We start from the raw sequence: 19748 nt of genomic DNA on the forward strand, positions 1-19748 counted from the left end.
AATTAATAGTTAAAAGAAATCCCTTAAACCTTTTGAGTAATAAGGGATCTTATTTTAGGATTAGAATTTGTAAGTAACAGTTACCCTTGCGTTGGTTCCTGCTTCGGCTTGTAGGTAATACATATCAGAATAGGCGTAATAACCTCCTGAATATAAGTATTTGTTAAAGATGTTATTAACAATAAGGTTTACCGACACTTTTTTTGTTTGATAAGTCAAACCTCCGTCTACACGGAAATAATCCGGTAAAGTACCACTGTTGCCATTTGAAATAAACCAATGAGCTCTTTTTACCTGATATTGGTAACCTAATGATGCACCAAATCCATTTAGTAGACCATTGTCAAATCTATAGTTTAACCAAGTGTTTTGAATATGTCTCGTAGATCCCGGAATTTGATTTCCAATCAGATTTTCATGGCTATCTTTTGTTATTTTACCTTGTGTAAAGGCATAATTTAAGATAACATCAAAGTTTTTAAGGATTTCTCCTCTAACATCGACCTCAACACCTTTTACTTTTTGTTGACCATTTTCTTTGAAATTTTGTTTAGTTCCACTATATGGATTTTCTAAATCCGGTGTAAGTACATTGTTCATCGTAATTTGGTAAGCCGCAACAACAGAATTCCATTTTCCGTTGAACCAGTCTCTTTTATAACCTAGTTCTAAATTAGTTCCCGTTTGTGGTTTAAAACTTTTTTCGTTCACATCTGTTCCATAATTTTCTGTAAAAGATTGATCACGTACAAAATAAAAAGCATTGTTTTTGTCTAAAGAATAACTCAATCCCACACGAGGAGTAAATTTTTCATTAGAGGTTCCGCCAGAATAATCATTAGAGGCTTGTAGTAAGGTAAATCTTCCCGCTAATGTCAAGCGAAGTGAATTTTCAAAAAAACCAATTTCATCTTGTACGTAGCTTGCTGTATAACTATTCTTGTATGCTGTGCCTCTTTCTTTTATGCTTTTGCTTCTGTCAAAAACAGGAGATTCAGCAAGAGTTCCATGTACCGGATTGTAGATGTCCAAATCTGACATTACAAAAGATTGCCCGAAATCATGATAATACGCTTTATTGCTCATATCTATTCCTCCCAATATTTTGTGAGAAATAGGTCCCGTTTGGAAAGAACCATTTGCAAAAGCTTGTATCATATAGGTTTTTCCTAAAACATCCCAAATACTTCCGGCTCTTTTTAGGATTCCAACTTTATCTTTTTCAAAGCCACTAGGCCATAAAGACAGTCCTTGTTGTTTGAAATTTAGATAAGACCCTTGTAAAGTTACCTTCCAGTTATCGTCAAATTTGTGTTCGATAATTCCTAAGATACTTCTCTCAAGCATTGTTGTTGCATCTAAATTTGGCTCTGAGGTAGTAGAACTTCTTGGCAGTTCCTGATAATCATTCTGCATAAACAAATAATTACTACCAATGGCATTTACTTTAGAAAATTGCTGTGTATATTCAAGTGTTATAGCTGTTTTGTCTGTTGCTAAATATTTTAAAACGGGAGCAAAAGTATAACGGTCATTAAAATCAAAATCACGGAAACTGTTTTTCTTTTCGCCCATCGCATTAAAACGGTATAAAAGTTTTCCGTCTTTGGTCAATTTTCCGTCCAGATCTATTGTACCTCTGTACATGTCAAAACTTCCGTAAGATAAACTCGCTTCTGCTTTGTTTCTTCCACTTGGTTTTTTAGTTACAACATTATAAAATCCGCTTGGGTTTCCGTTGGCAAGCATAAAACCTGCCGGTCCTTTTACAAATTCTATTCTTTCTACCAAGCTCATATCTTCGGTCAAGGGTCCCCAGGTTGTACTTACGTTCATACCATTTCTGAAAGCAGCAACTTGACTTCCTCTCATAGTGATATTAGCATAATTATCCCAGTGTTCTACTCTTGTAGCCCCACTCACGTTACGGGTAACCCCTTCAAGCATATCAAAAATTTGTTGATCCTGCATTAATTTTCCGGTAATTACCTGAATGTTTTGCGGGATTTCAATAATGGCTGATTGCAAACGAAGAGAAGATGAAATTCTATTGGTTTTAAAAGCACTTTTATTACTCAAAACCACCACCTGATTCAATTCAGTATTCGATAAATCTAATTTTAAATTTAAATTAGTAATTTCTCCTGCATTAACGGTTACTTGCTGTAGAAGGTCATTGTAACCCACTAATGTAACAATTAAGGTCTGAGTTCCTGCAGGGACATTTTTTAACTCAAAAAATCCATTGTTTCCGGCAATTGTGTTTTTGTTTGTACCTTTAATAGAGACAGATACTCCTTCTGCCGCTTTACCATCGCTGGTTTCAATTTTACCGTTTATAGTTCCTCCCTGTTGTGCAAAAGACGTCCCTATAGAAAGCATAAAAATACTTAAGACCAGTATAAATTTTTTGCAATACTTCAATTCATTCATTTTATAAAATTCGTTGGTTATTATTTAGACTTGTTAAAAATAATTGCAAATGTAAAATATAATATTAGTTCAACAAGTCTTATTTAGATTAAATATCAATAATAGTTTATAACTGAATGGTTTTTTAATTTTAAGAGAATGAAGAAGTAAGTTTATTCTTTAAGTTATTTTTTATCCTTTGTTTTTTGCTTTTCTACTGTTTGATTTAATACTGTTATGGCAGTTGTACTTAATGGGTAATAATGGGTTGCCATTTTAAAAAAACGAACAGCGTTATCTATTTTGTCAATTCCTAAACAATAATTTCCCATCCAGTTCAGATAACTTTCAGAAGGGGTAAAGGAAAAACCAAGTTGTTCAGAAAGTTTTGCATATTGTTGTTCTACTAAGGAGGGATCTTGTACCGCTTCTTTTACCTGGACCAGATGGTCTTCAAAAATAAAACGCAAACCGTCATATTCTGCCGGAATAGGAATAGTTCCATGATCTTCGTTTTCGTAATATCTAAAATTCCATCGCAGATTTTTAGGTTTTTTTACTTTCAACAAATTTTCAAATTTCCTGATTCCTCTGGCCATATCGGTTGTAGTATCCTGAGGGATGCTTTTTTTATTGGCCATAGCCAGATAAATACTTCTTTTAGCAAAATCCTTTTTATTGAAGATAGAATCGGCTTTTTTGTTCATAATTTCATTGTCCCACCAAAGACTCGGGTCAATGATAACATAAGAATTAAATAAAGAGGTGTGGTGCAGTAGAATATTCACGGCAGTCAGACCTCCAAAAGAGTGTCCGTTTAAAACATTGTAACCCGAAGTTCTGTAAGTGGTATCGATATAAGGTCTGAGTTCTTTTTCTAAAAAAGTAATAAAATTTTTATTGCCGCCGCTTTGTTGAAACTGCTTTTTTGTCTTATCAAAAAAGGCCTGACGATTCGCTTCAGTTGGAGTTAAATCTCTTGTGCGGTTAGTATTGGTGATTCCTACTACTATCATTTGCGGAGTCATAGAATAAGGTCCTTTGGCTAATGATTGTTGAAGGCCGGTAAAGGAATGGAAGTTATTTTCGGCATCTAACAAATAAACAACAGGATATTTTGCCGGAGCAAGTTTAGAATTGTTGTAATCCGGTGGCAGATAAATCCAAAAAGTGCGTTCTTCATTCAATGCTTTCGAAAAAATACGGTGTTTACTGCCAATAGTAATACTGTCTTGTGAAAACACAGCAGTAAACGAAAATAAGAGAAAGAGAAGGAGAAATTTTTTCATTTTTAATTTAAGTAAGGGAAGTTTTTTTCTTTTTATTTTGACGGCCGTACCAAATCAAGAATCCTGTTATAGGCAGAAACATACAGACTAAACCAACAAGGAGCGTGAAAATTTTTCCGAGCCATCCAGCCCAGAAGCCAATATGAAGGTTCATGGTTGTTTCATCAATATACAATCCGTTCATCACTTTTACCGGAATTTCAATTTCCTGACCGGTGTAGCGGTTAATTGCGAATGTTTTTCCGTTTTGAACGCCTTTCAGACCAATGTCTTTAGCGGCAACAGCAGAGAGACTTGTGATACTGTCTTTTGCTGCTATAGAAAGTTTGACTTGTTCTACAGCTGCATCTTTTAAGAACAGCCGTTCTACAATTGGATTTAATGCCGCAAATGTTTTAGTACTGTCGTATTCCGGTTTGATATCCCGCATTGCCGCATAAGAGCGAGGGAAACCATCGAATATTTTGTGCGTTGTTTTGTTTAAAGTTTTGTTTACAATAACCAGACCGGTAATGGTAATGAGAAGTGCGGGCAGTAAATTATAGAAACCGGGTACATTGTGCAGATCATAATTCAACCGTTTAAAACTGGCATTTTTCTTTATAGTGAAACTCTGAAGTCTGGTAGAGCGATTCCATTTTTTTGGCCACCAGAGAATAATTCCTGTAATCAGTTCGATTAAGAATATCCAAACGGAGATTTCGACGATGAGATTTCCGGTTTTTCCAAAGGGCATTTCACCGCTGTGAACATGCGCCACAACATAAAAGAAATCGTAAGCCTTGCCGGAAGTTAAGACTTTGCCTGTATAAGGGTCAACCCATGAGAATTGTAAATCTCTTTCTTTGGTCGAAGAAGCAAGTTTTACACTTCGTTTTGGATCCCGATACGTAATAAAATAACTCGCTTTTCGATCGGGATGTTGTTTTTTAAAAGCTTTTAGGATTTCTTCCGGAGTTAATCTTTGTTCTTTAACTTCTTTAACGTACAAAGCATCAGAAGCCAGCCCGTCTATAATATCATCACAAAAAATAAATAATATTCCGGTAAGTGAAACAATAAAAACGATGATACCCGAACTTAGTCCTAACCATAAATGGAGCCAGTGATTTAATTTGCTCCATTGGCTCCTTTGTTTGACTTTTTTTTCAGTTCTTTTAATTGGATTGTTGGTCATAATAGAAAGCGATAAAAACCAAGCCGGCATTTCGAGAACGATAAGCCAGCTTGGAAAAAAACTAATTTAAGTGGTATTAAAATTTGAAAGTAAGATTAGCAACTAATTGTCTTGTTGGCATCATAGTAGCCCAGTAATCAGACGTCCAATATTCTTTGTTTGCAATGTTGTTTAGTTTTAGGCCCAATCTGATTTTTTGCTTTTCGTAAAAAACAGTGGCGTCCATTACCGTATATCCGTTTACTTTAAAGGTATTCGTATCGTTTATGTAGGTGTCACTTTGTGTATTACCTCCAAAACCAAAACCAAGTCCTTTTACTTGACCATCTAATATTTTATAACTTACCCAAAGGTTTGCTACATTGGCAGGTGTAGAATAAGGTCTTTTTCCCTGAGTTGCCGCATTTGTTTTGGTAAATTTACTTTCGTTGTAGCCATACCCTAATATAATGTGTAAACCTCTAATTGGATTTGCGATTAAATCTGCCTCAAAACCTTTGCTTTTTTGAGTAGCGTCTTGAATAGAATATAAGTTGTTAGTAGGGTCAGTACGGACTTTATCTTTTACTTCAATATCATAATAGCTTAAAGTTCCGTTTAGTTTTCCTCCTAACAATTCAACTTTCACACCACCTTCAATTTGGTTGGCTTGTTCTGGTTTGAATTCTGTTAATTCCGTTGGATTTGCAGCTGTAGTTCCCGGACCTACATTGGTAAAACCGTTCATATAATTTCCAAATAAAGAGACTTTATCCTTAACCACCTGATAAATCAAACCCATTTTTGGAGAAACGGCAATCTGATTGTATTTCGCAATTTTGTTTTCGTAACGATCAACTCGCACACTGGCCATTGCAATAAATCGGTCCGTAAAGTTAATTACATCCGATACATAACCGCTTAACGTTCTGAAATCTCGGATACCAACTACACTTGGAGCCGGTAAGGCAGCAATCAGCTGTTTGTATTTTTCCATGTTTATAAAGGCAGCATTTCCATTGATTGCCAATGCAGCATTTCCGGCCGCAGCATCGTATGAATTAATGACCCATCTGTTATCGTTGGTACTGATGTAAGTATAATCAAGTCCGATCAATGCGCGGTGTTTTATACTTCCGGTATGAAATGTTCCAACAAAATTTTGTTGCAATTGTGTTGTTTTGAAAACACTATTGATGTTCATTAGCCTTCTTTGTAACGTTACATCACCATTGGCTGCGGTATTAAAAAGGAGGAACAAATAGTTGGCCTTGTTGTCTGTATAAGCATTTGAAAAATTGGTCTGTGATACCCAATTATCAGACAATTGGTAGGTAGCTCTGGCATAAATATTAGTGTTTTTTGACTCCGACTGTAAATCGTCTGTTGTATATGATTTTTTGAAATCAAAATTCAATTGATCTATATTTTTTGCAGTTGGATTCCCGGATCCAAGACCTATCCAGCTTGAGTTACGACTTCCTTTGTACAATTCTGCATCAAAATCTAAAGTTAATTTATCGCTTACTTTATAGGTAAATGATGGTGCAATTATAAAGGTGTTGCTTTTTCCTTGATCTTGCCATGTTTTTTGATTGTCCAAAGCAGCATTTACTCTAAAAAGCATTGTTTTTTCTTCGTTCAAAGGCGTATTAAAATCTATAGTTGTTCGACTTAACGCCCAGTTTCCGGTAGTGTAACTCACTTCCCCTTTGGTAAATTCAAATGGTTTTTTGGTTACGCGGTTGATAAGACCTCCGTAGGTAGTTAAAGCAGATCCGAAGAGTGTTGCAGATGGTCCTTTTATTACTTCAATGCTTTCCAGATTTACAGGATCGCTTAAAGTTACCCAGTTGGTGTTCATTCCGTTACGGATAGATCCTGCTGCAGATGCACCACTAAAACCACGCATTCTGATGCTCAGACCAATTCCTCCTGATCCCAAACTTTGTGTTACATTATTTAATCCCGGTGCTGAATTTAATGCGCTTCTAAAATCAACTGCAATTTGCTCCTGGAAAAGTTCTTTCGGCACTACCGTATAAACCTGAGGATTCTCAAGATTACTAATTGGTAGTCTTGCAACAAATTCACTTTTCTTTTCAGCGAATTTTTTAGCTGCAGAGACTACAACAACTTCGTTTAATTCTTTTAGCGAAGACTGAAGCTGAAAAGAAACTGTTGCCGTTTCTCCTGTGGTTACGGTTACTTCTTGTTTTGATGGTGTATGTCCCGTCATATTAATTTCAATCTGATACGTTCCTGCCGGTATTTTGTGAAAAAGGAATACTCCATTTTCGTCTGTAGTTGCTGATTTTTTTAATTCAGCTATAATTACATTTACCGATACCGCATTTTGATCATCAGCTGTGATTACGGTTCCTTTTATCGAACCGGTGTTTTGTTGTGCAAATGTCTGCGTTATTGACAGACACAGCAGTATTGCCCCTAAAAATAGCTTGTTTAACATTTTTTTTGCTTTGGTTTTAATAAAAAACATTTTATCCTTATTTAGATTAGTTATAAATTGATAATTTTACGCAAAAGTAATGTGTTAACAAAAACTTAATAAACGCAAAAAGGATTAATATAAACGCAAAAGGGATTTTGTGAAACTTGCCTAGCCTCAGTTAGTTGCAACGGCTGTAAGGAATGTAAGCGCTATCTTACGCAATAAAAAAGTGGATAAAAAAGGGCCAATGAAAACAATGATGAGAAGTGATATCTTCAAAAAAGAAGTGGTGGTTGTAAATGATCCTATTCGATTTAATAAAGAAGATCTTATTGAGAAAAAAATCAATTTTGACAACAAAGGAATCAAAGGTGTAATCACTGATATTATGCTAAACGGAATTCATGTGGTTGCGAGAGATTTGACAATGGAGAATGATTCGTATGCGATTGAAGTAGAACATGATTTTTCTTTTGTAAAACTTCATATTGAAATGGAGGGAGATAACGAATATTGTCCTGAAGATAAATCCCAGCGTGGAATTTACATTCCGCAGGGGCATTATAATTTATTTTATTTACCCAAAATAAAAGGGGTTCTAAACTACAGAACCAAAAGAAGAAGAACGTTGGAAATTACTTTTACGGAAGCGTATTTAGAGAAGTTATTTTATCCGAATTTAAAAACTACCATACCATTGCTGGCAGACGCAATAACAAATCAGACCTCATACGCCATGTGGGAAACCAGTAAAAGTATTTCGCCAAAACTAAATATTTTGATTGAAGACATTCTGCAATGTTCTTATTCGGGAGCGATTAAAAAAGCCTTTTTAGAGTCAAAAATAGTAGAGATTCTTTCGTATTTGTTTACGATAATTAACGAAGAGGAAAACACTTCAGTAAGTGTCGAAATAAGCGCCGGTGATTATGCAAAAGTTCTGGAAGTCGAGAATATCTTAAAAACACAATTCAAAGAGAAACTTACGCTGGCAGGTATTGCCGCTGAGGTTGGGTTGAATAATTTTAAAATTAAAAAGTATTTTAAATTAGTTTATAATACCACTGTTTTTAACTATCTGACAATGGTGAGAATGGAATATGCCAAACAATTGTTGGTCGAAAAAGACTATCCGATTTCTGCCGTTTCAGAAGAATTGGGATATAAAAATCAACATCATTTCACAGTCGCTTTTAAAAAGACATTCGGCTATTTGCCCAGTAAATTGAAGCAATAGCTTTTAACTTTAATAAAAAAGCAAGCCTCGAAATCACTAATTGCATATAGGATTTCGAGGCTTTTTATTTAAATTAAAATGGATTAAAACTTATACGAGAAGCTTGCTACCAGATTTCTTGGTTTTTGTGGATTCACGGTAGACCAGCCACCGTTAAAGTAATCTTTGTTGGCCATATTATTAAGGTTTAAAGCCACACGGAATTTAGTCGAGCTGTAAAAAACAGAACTATTTACAACTGTATATTCAGGAAGTACAAATTTCCCTGTTTTTGGACTGTCCAGGATGGCATTTTCGCTCGCATAATTTCCTCCAAATCCTAAACCAAATCCTTCAAGAGTACCGGAATCAAATTTGTAAGTAGCCCAAAGATTGATCAGGTTTTTTGGTCCGGCCCAGAAAGGTCTTTTTCCATTTTCCAACCAGACATCACCATCGTTTCCTTTGGTAATTTTACTGTCATTGTAGCTATATCCTGCTATGATGCTTAACCCTTTTATTGGAGCAGCATTCAAGTCAAGTTCAAAACCTTTACTTCTTGATTCACCTCCTTGTACAGTGAATGTATTAGAGCTTACCACTAAATTGGCAACATTAATATCATAAAAACTCACAGTTGCATTTAATTTATCAGAAAGAAGATTGGCTTTAACTCCAAATTCTAATTGATTGGCATGTTCAGGTTCAAAAGTTTTAGGTTGTATATCTCCGTTAGCATCAGTAGTACTGCCTGGGGCAACATTTCTAAAACCATTCATATAATTGGCAAATACAGCTAGTTTATCTTCAATTGGCTGATACAATAATCCGAATTTTGGAGATAAAGCCGTTTGGGTATAATCGTCTTTGTCATTTTTGATGTCGCCTTTTGTGTCAAAATAATCAACTCTCAAACTGGCCATTGCCAATAAAGTTGGCGTAATGTTAAGTACGTCTGAAGCATAAGCACTATAGGTCGCATCCTGTTGGTTAAAGTTTTGCGCTGCTTCCTTAGAAAGAACATTATCAACCGATGTTCTGGTCAGGTAATTTGGAGCTAAAGGATCAAATTGTCTGACTTCTCCTTGTGCGGTAATATTGTACAATTTTGCATATCCTGATCCTGCATAAGTTACATTTCTTTCAAAATAATCAAGACCGGCCACAATACGATTGCGCAGGTTTCCAATTTTAAAATCACCTACAAAATTCTGTTGTATGTCTGTTGTACTGGTTTGTGACTGTTGGTCGCTAATCCAGAAGGCAAAATCTCCTTTTCCATCTTCGTTATCATAAATATAAGAGTAGTATCCGTTTGATTTAGAAGAACCTCGTGATAAAACCGTTTGAGATGTCCATTGATCAGAGATTTTATAATTCATCTGTGCCTGTAAACTAAAACGAGGATTTTTTATCGATAAATCATTGCTGTAAAAAGAAAGATCGGTGTTGTAATTTAACTCCCCAAGGTTTGCAAATTGCAGCTGCTGGTCTCTTCCTAAAAACAACATGGACGGAGTTGTTTTTTCTTCCTGCATAAACTCGGTGTTGATAAGGAAAGACAATTTATCATTTACCTTATAAGAAAGGCAAGGAGCTACAAACAAAGCCGTACGAAAGCCCGCATCCTGAAAACTGTTTTCTGTTTGATACGAAGTATTGATGCGAAACAAAATGTTGTCGTTATCGTCCAGAGCTGTATTGACATCTGCCGTTACTCTGTTTAGTCCAAAACTTCCGCTTGTATACGAAACTTCGCCGGCGAAACCAACAAATGGTTTTTTGGTAACGGTATTAATAAGACCGCCATAACTAACTAAGGAGCTTCCGAATAAAGTTCCGGATGGTCCTTTAATTACTTCTATTCGTTCTATATTGGCAGGATCAAGACTTCCGTTTGTTAAGCCCGGCAATCCGTTTACAACATTGGCCTGAACTTCAAAACCACGTAAAGTATAGTAAGATCCTCCATCACCACCACGTCCGGTAGATTCCCAAAGTTTTTGAATTCCGGGGACATTTTTTAAGGCATCTTCATAATTGGTAATGGCTTGCTCTTTCATTATTTCAGAAGAAACAACATTATAAACTTGCGGATTTTCAATGTTTTTCAATGGCATTTTAGAAACATAAGTACTTTGCTTTGGAAAAGCCTTTCCTTTGTTACTGGTAATTACAACCTCTTTTAATTGTTTGTTAGAAACCGTTAACTGTAATTGTAGTGTAGTAACCTGATTTTCGGTAACGGTTATTTCTTGTGTCAGTTTTTCATAACCGGCCAATGAAATTTGTAAAGTATAACTTCCCGATTTTACTCGGTTTAGTTCAAATGCGCCATATTCGTTGGAAGTTGTAGCGTATTTTGAATTTTTTAAGTTCAAGTAAACATCTTCTGCCTTTTCGCCGTCAGAAGTTGTTATGGTTCCCTTAATACTTCCGAAAGATTGTTGGGCAGAAATAGTAGTTATAGAAAATAAGAATGAGAAAAAAACAAAAAGAATTTGTTGCACTCTGGGGTTTAGATAATTCATGGTTATTTAAATTAATTAAAATGCTTTTATTTGGAATAAATAAAAACTGTGCAAATTTAAAAATTAATATTATTTTAACAATTGTAATTCTTTAAAATTTGGTGATGAAATTGTTAAATGTTGATTTTGCAGTAATTAAAGTAAGAATCGTCTTTACAACTATATTAGGCAGGGATTAAAAAAGTCTTATTTTTGCAACTTAATTAAGTGCAGATACAATCGATGATAAAAGCCTATTTTGATAAACTTCGCCATTCTCCTAAAGGATACAGACTGGCCAATACCGTATTTTTTTTCCTGTCCGGATTTGGATATTCTTCCTGGGCATCCCGGATTCCACACATCAAAGCACAATTACATTTGACCGAGGCCCAATTTGGAGCTGTTTTATTTGCATTCCCGATTGGTTTAATGCTTACAATGCCTTTTACAGGAAAGTTATTAAACAAATACAGCAGCCGTTACATCATGCTTTTAGGAGCGGTGATGTTTAACCTTGTATTGGCTTTGCCTGGTTTTGCCGCTTTTGTGTGGCAGCTAATTATTATACTTTTAGTTTTTGGAGCGTCACGAAATATTTTCAACTTATCAATTAATGCGCAAGCTCTTGAAGTGCAAAAACTGTATCCAAAATCAATTATGACGCGTTTTCATGCGGTTTGGAGTCTTGCCGGATTTGCCGGTGCGGGTTTAGGTTATGTAATGGTAACGCAGCACATCGATCCGTCTCAGCATTTGTTGGGCGTTAGTATTTTGATGCTGGCCGTTACAGCTTGTTTTTACCCGCTGAGTATTCATACAGAACCGGTTCCGGAGAAAAAGAAATTCTTTTCTATGCCGGAAAAAAACCTGATTAAGTTTGCCATGATTTGCTTCGTTTCCATGGCATGCGAAAACACCATGTACGACTGGAGCGGGATTTATTTCCAGAATATATTACACGCTTCTCCCAAATTAACCACCGCAGCATTTGTGTTTTTTATGACTGCTGTTACCTTAGGACGTTTCTTGGGAGATTATGCCGTAACAAAATTCGGGATTAAGAATATCTTATTAAACAGCGGTATTTTTATCACTGTGGGTTTTTTAATCTGCTTTTTGCTACCTTATATCTATCCAACGATTTTTGGATATGTTTTAATCGGAGTAGGGGTTTCCTGCGTTGTGCCGCTGGTATTTAGTATCGCCGGAAGATCATCAAAATTAAGCAGCGGATCAGCCTTAACCTCAATATCAACAATAGGTTATCTCGGTTTTTTACTTGTGCCGCCAATGGTTGGTTTTATCTCAGAATATCTAAGTATGAAATGGGCTTTTCTGATAATGGCCCTTCTAGGCGGACTTATGATTTTGATGGTCAATAAGATCGGAGAGGAAGAGGAGTAAAGGAGTAAAGTTGCTGAGGTACAAAGTTGCAAAGACACAAAGTTTTCTTTCCCCATATGTCAGGCTGAGCGAAGTCGAAGCCCCCTTTTATCTAACAAGCCTTCGACTCCGCTCAGGTTGACAATGGTACAGAAAAAAATATTTCACAAAAAAAAGAGCTACTTCTTAGTCATAATAAACCTTTCCGTAGTCAATTTCCCTTGTAGTTTCCCGGAAATCTCGGCCGTCATAGTATTATTGGCTCCTTTGGTATAAGTAATTTTTTGAGGATAATCGTGTTTTGGATTTTCAAAAACCAATTGTTTCTCGTTTGAAATCGTAGAAGGAAATGAAACCGCTTTACCGTCATTTTGCCCTTTTACAGTTGCTTTGTACGTTAAGGTTTCGCCTAATTGTGCCAAAACGATGCTTTCAAAATGAATAGTATCTTTTCCTTTTATAAAATACGATGCAGCGCTAAAAGTGCTGTCGTTTAGTTTTTGCCAGTTTTCGGTAAGTACACCATCCGGATTTTTATTCTCCCAGTTTCCGATAAGCCAGTCGGCTACTTTGATTTTGTCTTTTTCTACAGTTGCTTTTTTCTGGCAGGAAACAGAGGCTAGAACAAGCGCTAAAAGAGTAATTTTCTGAAACATATTTTGAGATATTTAGTGTTAGATTAATGAGCTAAGTTAGTAAAAAAAAGGTTGCTACGAATTGCATAATTTTGCACGAATTAATCATGAAAAAGAATGCCACAGATTGAACGGATTAAAAAAAATTTACGCGCAACAGCATAAAAACAATTCGTGAAAATTCGTGTAATTAGTGTTGAAAAACTTGTGATTCCAGTTTAGAGTAAGATTAGTGCACGAAAAATCTTGTCACGAATTGCACGAATTAAATTTTAAAATTATTGGTGGATAAATAGTGCCACAGATTGAACGGATTAAAATGATTTAACCCGCAACAGCATAAAAATAATTCGAGAAAATTAGGGTAATTCGTGGCAAAAAGAAATCACTTTAATCCTTCTAATCTGTGGCAAAAAAATACTATTTGTATTAAACGCTTTCAGACAAAATAGAATAAACCAATTCTCTAGTTGGTTTATTGTCTCCGAGTTTGATTCTGACAGCATCAAAAGTCACTTTAAAATCACAACCCAATTTATAGTCACCACAACCATAAGCGGTTTTTCCTTTTAGAATCGTCCCTTTTTTACATTTTGGACACGTCAAAGAATCTGCTGTGGTCTCTGATGTCGGCTTTGATGGTGTTTTCTTTGGTTCTAATTTGAGTTTGAAGTTCTCTTCAAAACGAATTAAACCCTCAACCGTTCCCGAATCATCTTTAAAACCTTTTATGTTTACTGTTGAGCCTTTTTGAAGCAATCTCAAATATTGGCTTTCGGTTATTTTTTTTCCCGCAAAAACATTAGGTAATACAAAATCACAACCCGATTTGTATTCACTGCATCCAAAAGCCGTTTTTCCTTTTATGAGTGTCGCTTTTTTACACTTTGGACAAACTTCTGCCGCAATTCCGGCGGCTTTCTTTTTTTCTACTTTAGCAACTGGTTTGGGAACATTGGCGACATGCGAGATATTAGCATGTTTGGTTTCACTTCGGACTTCATAGACCAAAGCTTCCACCATACGTTTCATGTTTCGAATAAAAGCGGCGGCGGTAAAAGTGCCTTTTTCAATATCTTTCAGTTGTTTTTCCCAAGAACCGGTAAGTTCAGCCGACTTTATCAACTCATTTTGAATGGTTTCTATGAGCTGAATCCCTGTTGGCGTTGGTAAAACCTGTTTTTTATTTCGAACGATGTATTGACGTTTAAAAAGCGTTTCAATAATATTTGCCCGTGTTGACGGACGACCAATACCATTTTCTTTCATCAACTCGCGTAAATCTTCATCATCGACTTGTTTTCCGGCGGTTTCCATGGCACGCAGCAAAGTTGCTTCCGTAAACTGATTCGGCGGTTTAGTTTCTTTTTCCAGAAATGATGGTTCGTGTGGTCCTTTTTCACCCACAACAAAACTAGGTAACAGATCGGGTTCTTTTTCTTTACCGTTAGGATCTTCGAAAACAATTTTCCATCCTTTTTTTAAGATTTCTTTTCCGGTAGTTCTAAAAGTTACCTCGGCGGCTTTTCCGATTACTGTGGTATTGGCAACCAAACAATCATCATAAAATACGGCAATAAAACGCTTGGTAATAATATCATAGACCTGTTGCTGATTGTATTGCAAATTGCTTTGAATCCCCGTTGGAATAATCGCATGGTGATCGGTTACTTTTTTATCGTTAAAAACCTTAGGCGATTTTTTGATTTTCTTTTCTAAAACGGGCTGAGTTAATGCCGCATAATCCGTTAGTTTCTGCAGTATGCCTTGCACTTTCGGATAAATATCATTCGGTAAAAATGTCGTATCCACTCTGGGATAGGTGATTACTTTTTGTTCGTATAAGGTTTGGGCAATTTTCAGCGTTTCATCTGCCGAAAATCCGAATTTTGTATTGCAAAAAACCTGTAATCCTGTTAAGTCAAACAATTTGGGAGCGTATTCATTTCCGTTCTTTTTTTCAACAGAAACAATTTCAAACTCACTTTCTTTTACTTTATTCGCTAAATGTTCCCCATCTTCTTTTTTCAAAAAGCGACCTTCCTCATAGCTAAAAAGCACTTCCCGGTATAAAGTCTGAAGTTCCCAGTAGGGTTGAGGTTTAAAGTTTTCAATTTCTTTAAAACGATCTACAACCATTGCCAGTGTTGGGGTTTGCACACGTCCAATAGACAAGACCTGTTTGTAACCACCATGTTTTACGGTATACAAACGGGTCGCATTCATACCCAATAACCAGTCACCAATGGCTCTGGAAAATCCGGCGTAGAATAAATTATCGTAGTTGGCTGATGGCTTTAAGTTTTCAAAACCTTCTTTTATAGCTTCGGTTGTTAGGGACGAAATCCATAAACGTTGTACTTCACCTTTATAATGGGCTTCATTCATCACCCAACGCTGAATGAGCTCTCCTTCTTGCCCGGCATCCCCACAGTTGATCACTACTTCGGCTTTGTCAAATAAGGTTTTTATGATTTTAAACTGCTTCTGAATTCCCGTATTCTGTACCACTTTGGTTTCGAATTTTTCGGGAAGCATCGGAAGATTGTTCAAATCCCAGCTTTTCCAATGGGGTTTGTAGTCGTTGGGTTCTTTTAAGGTACATAAATGCCCAAAGGTGTAGGTCACCGCATAACCGTTGCCTTCGTAATAGCCATCGTGTTTGGTATTGGCACCCAAAACGGATGCTATTTCTCGTGCTACACTTGGTTTTTCAGCAATACAGACCTTCATTTTCTCCTTCTAATTTGAAGGGGTAAAATTAGGGATTTAGAAATTGGTATTGAAGTTTTTTGCCATAAAGCCACAAAGGCACTAAGTTTTTTTGTTTTTTGGCATGTGAGGAGCTGGACTTTAAAGTATTTATTGTTTTGCGTTAAAGAGACTTAGATACATAGTTCTTTTTCGAAGAGACACGCTAAGTTTCTCGTATTTGGGCTGCTTTTAGGTTGGTGTGAAAGTCATTTTTGCTTTTAATTTTCTCCTTTGAAAAAATCTAACATTGTTTTTAAGGCGTCTTTCGAATGCATTTTTTCACCATTTTCAAGGGACTCTTGTATTGCTTTTGCAGCTCTTTTGCGCATATTTTTTTCATAAAAAGAGAGTGCTTCCTGTACATTTTCATGTTGATCAGAGGTTAAACATTCACTTAATTCCAACGCATCCAGCATGGCCATATTAGCACCCTCACCTGCAAAGGGTGGCATAACATGGGCAGCGTCGCCAATTAAGGTGGCATTAGGCAAAGTTTCCCAAGTCTGATCTAAGGGCATGTAATTAATAGGACGAGGAATATATGGTACACTGACATTTTGGAATAGTTCATACCAGATGCTGCTCCATTCCGGATATTCTTTTTTAAACCATTCCAGTATTTGTGTTTTGTTAGAAAAGTCCAATCCACTGGTTATTGACCAGTTTTCATCGGTTTTAAAACTGGCATAGAAACCAAGATTTCCGTCTCCTTTTTGTCCGAGCAATAGATTTTGGGTATCTCCAAAGGCCATTATTTTTCCGCCATTGAGTAAGGATGAAATATAAGGAGCCGTTTTTTGAGAGTCGTAAATATTTCCTTCAAGCATTGTTATGCCTGAATATAATGCTTTGATGTCGGTGATATAAGGTCGTATTTTTGAATTGGCACCATCCGAACCAATTACAATATCGGCATAAACTGATAAACCGTTTTTGAAATGCAATAGCCTGCCTTCATTTTGTTTTTCCATTGCCATAAAATGACTGTCCCAGACTACCGTTTCCGGTTGTAAAGATTCCAGCAATATTTTTCTTAGTGAACCCCGGTCGATTTCAGGACGAAAATGCTCATTGCCAAAATCCTCCTGACCATTTGTTTCGTGGTCACTGAAAAATATTTCGGCATGTTCGTTTACAATCAGTGTTTTGTCGGCACCGGGAAGAAAATTGGTTTTAAATTCGTTCAATAAACCGGCCTTTCTAATCGCTGCCAGTCCTGAATCATCATGCAGATCCAGAGGTGATCCCTGCACTCTTGCTTCTTTATTAAAATCTCTTTCGTATACTTTTACATTTACGTTTTGCAATTGTAAAAGTCTTGCCAATGTAAGTCCGCCAGGACCACCGCCAATGATAGCGACTTGTTTATTTTGTAGTATCATTTTGTATCGTATTCCGTTAATTTTATTCCGTTTGGCTTATCGGCCTCGGTCGGAACAAAATTATTGCTGTTTCAGAACAGATAATAGTACAAATCGGTCATCTTTATTTTTTAATAATTCACTTGGTACCACACCTGAGAATTTTTTGATCTCTTTGATAAAGTGGGTTTGATCCGCGAAGTTTAATTCGGGGTAAAGTTTGCCTTGTGCAATATGCGCTAAGGAGGCTTTAAAACGTAAAATTTTGCAGAATGCGTTTAAAGAAAGTCCAAACTGTTTATTGAAATAGCGATTGATTTCTCTGCTGCTCCAGGCTATTTTTTCAGAAAGTTCTTTGACTTTTATTTCGCCGTTTGAAGCGTAAACCAGTTCAAACAGCTTGCGTTTTCTTTCGTCAATTTTAGTTGGTAAAAGGGTTGTTATTTTTTGTACTGCTTTTTTATGAAAGGCATCAAAATCTTTCAAGTCAGCGGTATTAAATTCCCAAAAATCCGGAGGTAGATTTTGGGCACTGTTTAAAAAAGCAGCAATAGAAGTTTGTAAAATATATTCGACTCCCAACGGCTTAAAACTAATTTTGAAGGCAAGAGTCTGCGGAGGAATGGCTCTCTGCTCCGGTACTGTTTCCAAACCGATAAGCGTACTTTGAAAAGAGTCTGATTGAGATTTCATGAAAAATAAATCAACTCTTCCATCAGGCATTAGAACGACTTCTTTTGCTTTATCAGACGGATTGTGAAACATTCCAATATTTTCTACAAAATCGCTAATGGATTGGTCCGGCAGAATGAATTTATAGTAGAAGTCGTTGCTCATATGGTCTATTCTTTTAATAATGTGCCGTTGTGTAAAGTTGGAAAACTTTTGCTGTTATTCCAATTTTTTATGAAGATACATTTCCGGGAGTGTGCTACCAACGAAATATTTTCGGGTGTATGGTAAGCTGTAAAGCAATTACATGTAATGGATTTAGTTATTATTTGAATATTAAAAGTAGAAAAAATAACAAGATAATTGCTTCAAAATAATAGGCTTTAACAGATTAAAAGAATTATATTCGTTGTTGCTAATTTAACCACAACCCACTACAATGAATATAAAACAAGCCACTACTATAGACGAGGTCATTCAGTTATTGGATGAGATAATAGAAATATCAAAAGTAGAACAAAGCGCTATAGGTTTGTTTACTATGTTGTATCGTGAAGTTACGGTAAGAATAAAAGAAGGCATCGCCGATCATTCTTTTCAGAATGGAGAGCGAATGGAGAAACTCGACGTCATTTTTGCCAATCGCTATATAAAGGCTTATTACCAATATAAAGCCAAAGAAAAGCCATCCGAATGTTGGGAATTTTCGTTTCAACAAGCAGAAAAATTTTGGCCCATAGTGGTTCAACACTTATTGCTTGGAATTAATGCCCATGTGAATCTGGATTTAGGAGTAGCCGCAGCTCAGGTCAGTACAGTAGAAGACATTGGAGACTTAAAAGGTGATTTTGATAAAATAAACGGTATTCTAAGCAGTCTGGTAGGAAACGTCGAACAATGTTTAATTAAAATTTGGCCAACGCTGACGATCTTACTAAAATGGACGGGCAAAATGGACAACTTCTTTATTGATTTTAGCATGGAAGTCGCCAGAGATGGTGCCTGGAAATTTGCCAACGAATTTGTAGCACTTCCCGAAAATCAAACGGAAGCCTGTATCCAACTAAGAGATAAAAAAATCACAGAAATTGCTCGATTGGTTTCAAATCCCGGTTATTTTGTAAGCGCTATTTTCAAATTTATTCGTTTGTTTGAAAAAGGAACCGTGGCTCAGAAAATAATCGATTTGCAGATTGTCCAGCTAAAAAAGGTGGATTGTGCTGCTACTTGATTTTTGTAAAAAACAGAAAGATTTTTAAGTTTTCTTGTGCTAGCGCGAGCGCAATGTCATTAAGTTAAGGATTGTCTCGTCCTAAAATAAGTTTACATATTTATCCTTAATCCTAAAATAGATTTACAATTCATTTTTAGTCCTGTTATTGGTTTACAATAATAGGACTTTTTAGATAATAGTTCTTCCATAATTTTTCTGTTTTTATGTTGTTTTGATGTACTAGATTTGGAGTTAAATTGCCTATACTCATATGAGGTCGTTCATTATTGTATAATTGAATAACTGCTTTCAATAATTCTTTAGCCTCTTCTAAATTATCCACTTGATAATCATTTAAATACTCTTCTTTTATTATGCCGTTGACTCTTTCTGCAATAGCATTTTCCAAAGGATCTCCATTTTCGGTCATACTAATTCCAATATTGTTATTTTCTAGAAGTTTTATATATTCATTACTACAATATTGGGTTCCTCTATCGGAATGATGTATCAATTCTAGTCCTTTTTTTTCATTTGCATTACTTGAAATTGCCATTTCTAAGGCTTGAATTGTTTCAGATGTTTGCAAACTATCTCCTAAATGATAACCAACTATTTTTTTTGAATAGGCATCTGTAATAAAACTGATATATAGAAAATCATCTTTAATTTTCCAGTAAGTTATATCGCTT

At 35.9% G+C, this 19748-nt stretch carries 13 protein-coding genes; 3 read left to right on the forward strand and 10 right to left on the reverse strand.

What is annotated here, in order from left to right:
- Positions 1 to 60: 60 nt before the first annotated feature.
- From ACHRV5_RS12070 to ACHRV5_RS12085, 4 genes are all read right to left on the reverse strand, one after another.
- Positions 61 to 2433, reverse strand: coding sequence for a TonB-dependent siderophore receptor (locus ACHRV5_RS12070; RefSeq protein ID WP_395426922.1), 2373 nt, complete (start codon positions 2431 to 2433; stop codon positions 61 to 63).
- Positions 2434 to 2597: 164 nt separating this feature from the next.
- Positions 2598 to 3701: an alpha/beta hydrolase gene (locus ACHRV5_RS12075; protein ID WP_395426923.1), complete on the reverse strand. Its 1104-nt coding sequence runs from the start codon at positions 3699 to 3701 to the stop codon at positions 2598 to 2600.
- 7 nt (positions 3702 to 3708) lie between these two features.
- Positions 3709 to 4878: a PepSY-associated TM helix domain-containing protein gene (locus ACHRV5_RS12080; protein ID WP_395426924.1), complete on the reverse strand. Its 1170-nt coding sequence runs from the start codon at positions 4876 to 4878 to the stop codon at positions 3709 to 3711.
- Positions 4879 to 4954: 76 nt separating this feature from the next.
- Entirely contained in the window at positions 4955 to 7327 is a 2373-nt protein-coding gene (locus tag ACHRV5_RS12085) for a TonB-dependent siderophore receptor (protein ID WP_395426925.1), read from the reverse strand.
- 229 nt (positions 7328 to 7556) lie between these two features.
- Between ACHRV5_RS12085 and ACHRV5_RS12090 the strand changes: the two genes are divergently transcribed.
- Positions 7557 to 8546, forward strand: a complete 990-nt coding sequence (locus ACHRV5_RS12090) for an AraC family transcriptional regulator (RefSeq protein WP_047775569.1) — start codon at positions 7557 to 7559, stop codon at positions 8544 to 8546.
- A gap of 83 nt (positions 8547 to 8629) precedes the next feature.
- On the opposite strand, the gene ACHRV5_RS12095 is transcribed toward ACHRV5_RS12090, so the two are convergent.
- Positions 8630 to 11056 carry a TonB-dependent siderophore receptor gene (locus tag ACHRV5_RS12095; protein ID WP_395426926.1) on the reverse strand — a complete coding sequence of 809 codons (2427 nt, stop codon included), beginning with the start codon at positions 11054 to 11056 and terminating at the stop codon, positions 8630 to 8632.
- A 222-nt stretch (positions 11057 to 11278) separates the two neighbouring features.
- Between ACHRV5_RS12095 and ACHRV5_RS12100 the strand changes: the two genes are divergently transcribed.
- A complete protein-coding gene (locus ACHRV5_RS12100; protein WP_395426927.1) occupies positions 11279 to 12442 on the forward strand; it encodes an MFS transporter in 1164 nt (387 codons plus the stop codon).
- A gap of 158 nt (positions 12443 to 12600) precedes the next feature.
- Here ACHRV5_RS12100 and ACHRV5_RS12105 read toward each other — a convergent pair whose 3' ends face one another.
- The 4 genes from ACHRV5_RS12105 to ACHRV5_RS12120 form a co-directional block, all read right to left on the reverse strand.
- The gene (locus tag ACHRV5_RS12105) at positions 12601 to 13077 is read right to left on the reverse strand and encodes a DUF6265 family protein (protein ID WP_047775575.1); all 477 of its coding nucleotides are present in this window, start codon (positions 13075 to 13077) and stop codon (positions 12601 to 12603) included.
- Positions 13078 to 13485: 408 nt separating this feature from the next.
- A complete protein-coding gene (locus tag ACHRV5_RS12110; RefSeq protein ID WP_395426928.1) occupies positions 13486 to 15789 on the reverse strand; it encodes a DNA topoisomerase 3 in 2304 nt (767 codons plus the stop codon).
- Between the two features lie 239 nt (positions 15790 to 16028).
- Positions 16029 to 17192, reverse strand: a complete 1164-nt coding sequence (locus tag ACHRV5_RS12115) for an FAD-dependent oxidoreductase (RefSeq protein ID WP_395426929.1) — start codon at positions 17190 to 17192, stop codon at positions 16029 to 16031.
- 60 nt (positions 17193 to 17252) lie between these two features.
- Positions 17253 to 18008 (reverse strand): DUF6597 domain-containing transcriptional factor, encoded by a 756-nt coding sequence (locus ACHRV5_RS12120; protein ID WP_395426930.1) that lies wholly within the window; start codon positions 18006 to 18008, stop codon positions 17253 to 17255.
- 274 nt (positions 18009 to 18282) lie between these two features.
- On the opposite strand from ACHRV5_RS12120, the gene ACHRV5_RS12125 reads away from it, so the two are divergent.
- Positions 18283 to 19074, forward strand: coding sequence for a DUF5995 family protein (locus ACHRV5_RS12125; protein WP_395426931.1), 792 nt, complete (start codon positions 18283 to 18285; stop codon positions 19072 to 19074).
- A 145-nt stretch (positions 19075 to 19219) separates the two neighbouring features.
- Here the strand turns inward: ACHRV5_RS12125 and ACHRV5_RS12130 are convergent.
- Positions 19220 to 19748, reverse strand: a 529-nt coding sequence (locus ACHRV5_RS12130; RefSeq protein WP_395426932.1) for an IS3 family transposase, incomplete at its 5' end; no start/stop codon positions are given.

Origin of the sequence: Flavobacterium sp. FlaQc-52 (assembly GCF_044007495.1) — a bacterium.
Taxonomy (GTDB): Bacteria; Bacteroidota; Bacteroidia; order Flavobacteriales; family Flavobacteriaceae; genus Flavobacterium; species Flavobacterium cupriresistens.

Bases quoted from the DNA above. Each gene is read 5' to 3' on its own strand.
- ACHRV5_RS12070 (WP_395426922.1), bottom strand. From the start codon at position 2,433: ATGAATGAATTGAAGTATTGCAAAAAATTTATACTGGTCTTAAGTATT.
- ACHRV5_RS12075 (WP_395426923.1), bottom strand. From the start codon at position 3,701: ATGAAAAAATTTCTCCTTCTCTTTCTCTTATTTTCGTTTACTGCTGTG.
- ACHRV5_RS12120 (WP_395426930.1), bottom strand. From the start codon at position 18,008: ATGAGCAACGACTTCTACTATAAATTCATTCTGCCGGACCAATCCATT.
- ACHRV5_RS12100 (WP_395426927.1), top strand. From the start codon at position 11,279: ATGATAAAAGCCTATTTTGATAAACTTCGCCATTCTCCTAAAGGATAC.
- ACHRV5_RS12125 (WP_395426931.1), top strand. From the start codon at position 18,283: ATGAATATAAAACAAGCCACTACTATAGACGAGGTCATTCAGTTATTG.
- ACHRV5_RS12110 (WP_395426928.1), bottom strand. From the start codon at position 15,789: ATGAAGGTCTGTATTGCTGAAAAACCAAGTGTAGCACGAGAAATAGCA.
- ACHRV5_RS12105 (WP_047775575.1), bottom strand. From the start codon at position 13,077: ATGTTTCAGAAAATTACTCTTTTAGCGCTTGTTCTAGCCTCTGTTTCC.
- ACHRV5_RS12115 (WP_395426929.1), bottom strand. From the start codon at position 17,192: ATGATACTACAAAATAAACAAGTCGCTATCATTGGCGGTGGTCCTGGC.
- ACHRV5_RS12095 (WP_395426926.1), bottom strand. From the start codon at position 11,056: ATGAATTATCTAAACCCCAGAGTGCAACAAATTCTTTTTGTTTTTTTC.
- ACHRV5_RS12085 (WP_395426925.1), bottom strand. From the start codon at position 7,327: ATGTTAAACAAGCTATTTTTAGGGGCAATACTGCTGTGTCTGTCAATA.
- ACHRV5_RS12090 (WP_047775569.1), top strand. From the start codon at position 7,557: ATGAAAACAATGATGAGAAGTGATATCTTCAAAAAAGAAGTGGTGGTT.
- ACHRV5_RS12080 (WP_395426924.1), bottom strand. From the start codon at position 4,878: ATGACCAACAATCCAATTAAAAGAACTGAAAAAAAAGTCAAACAAAGG.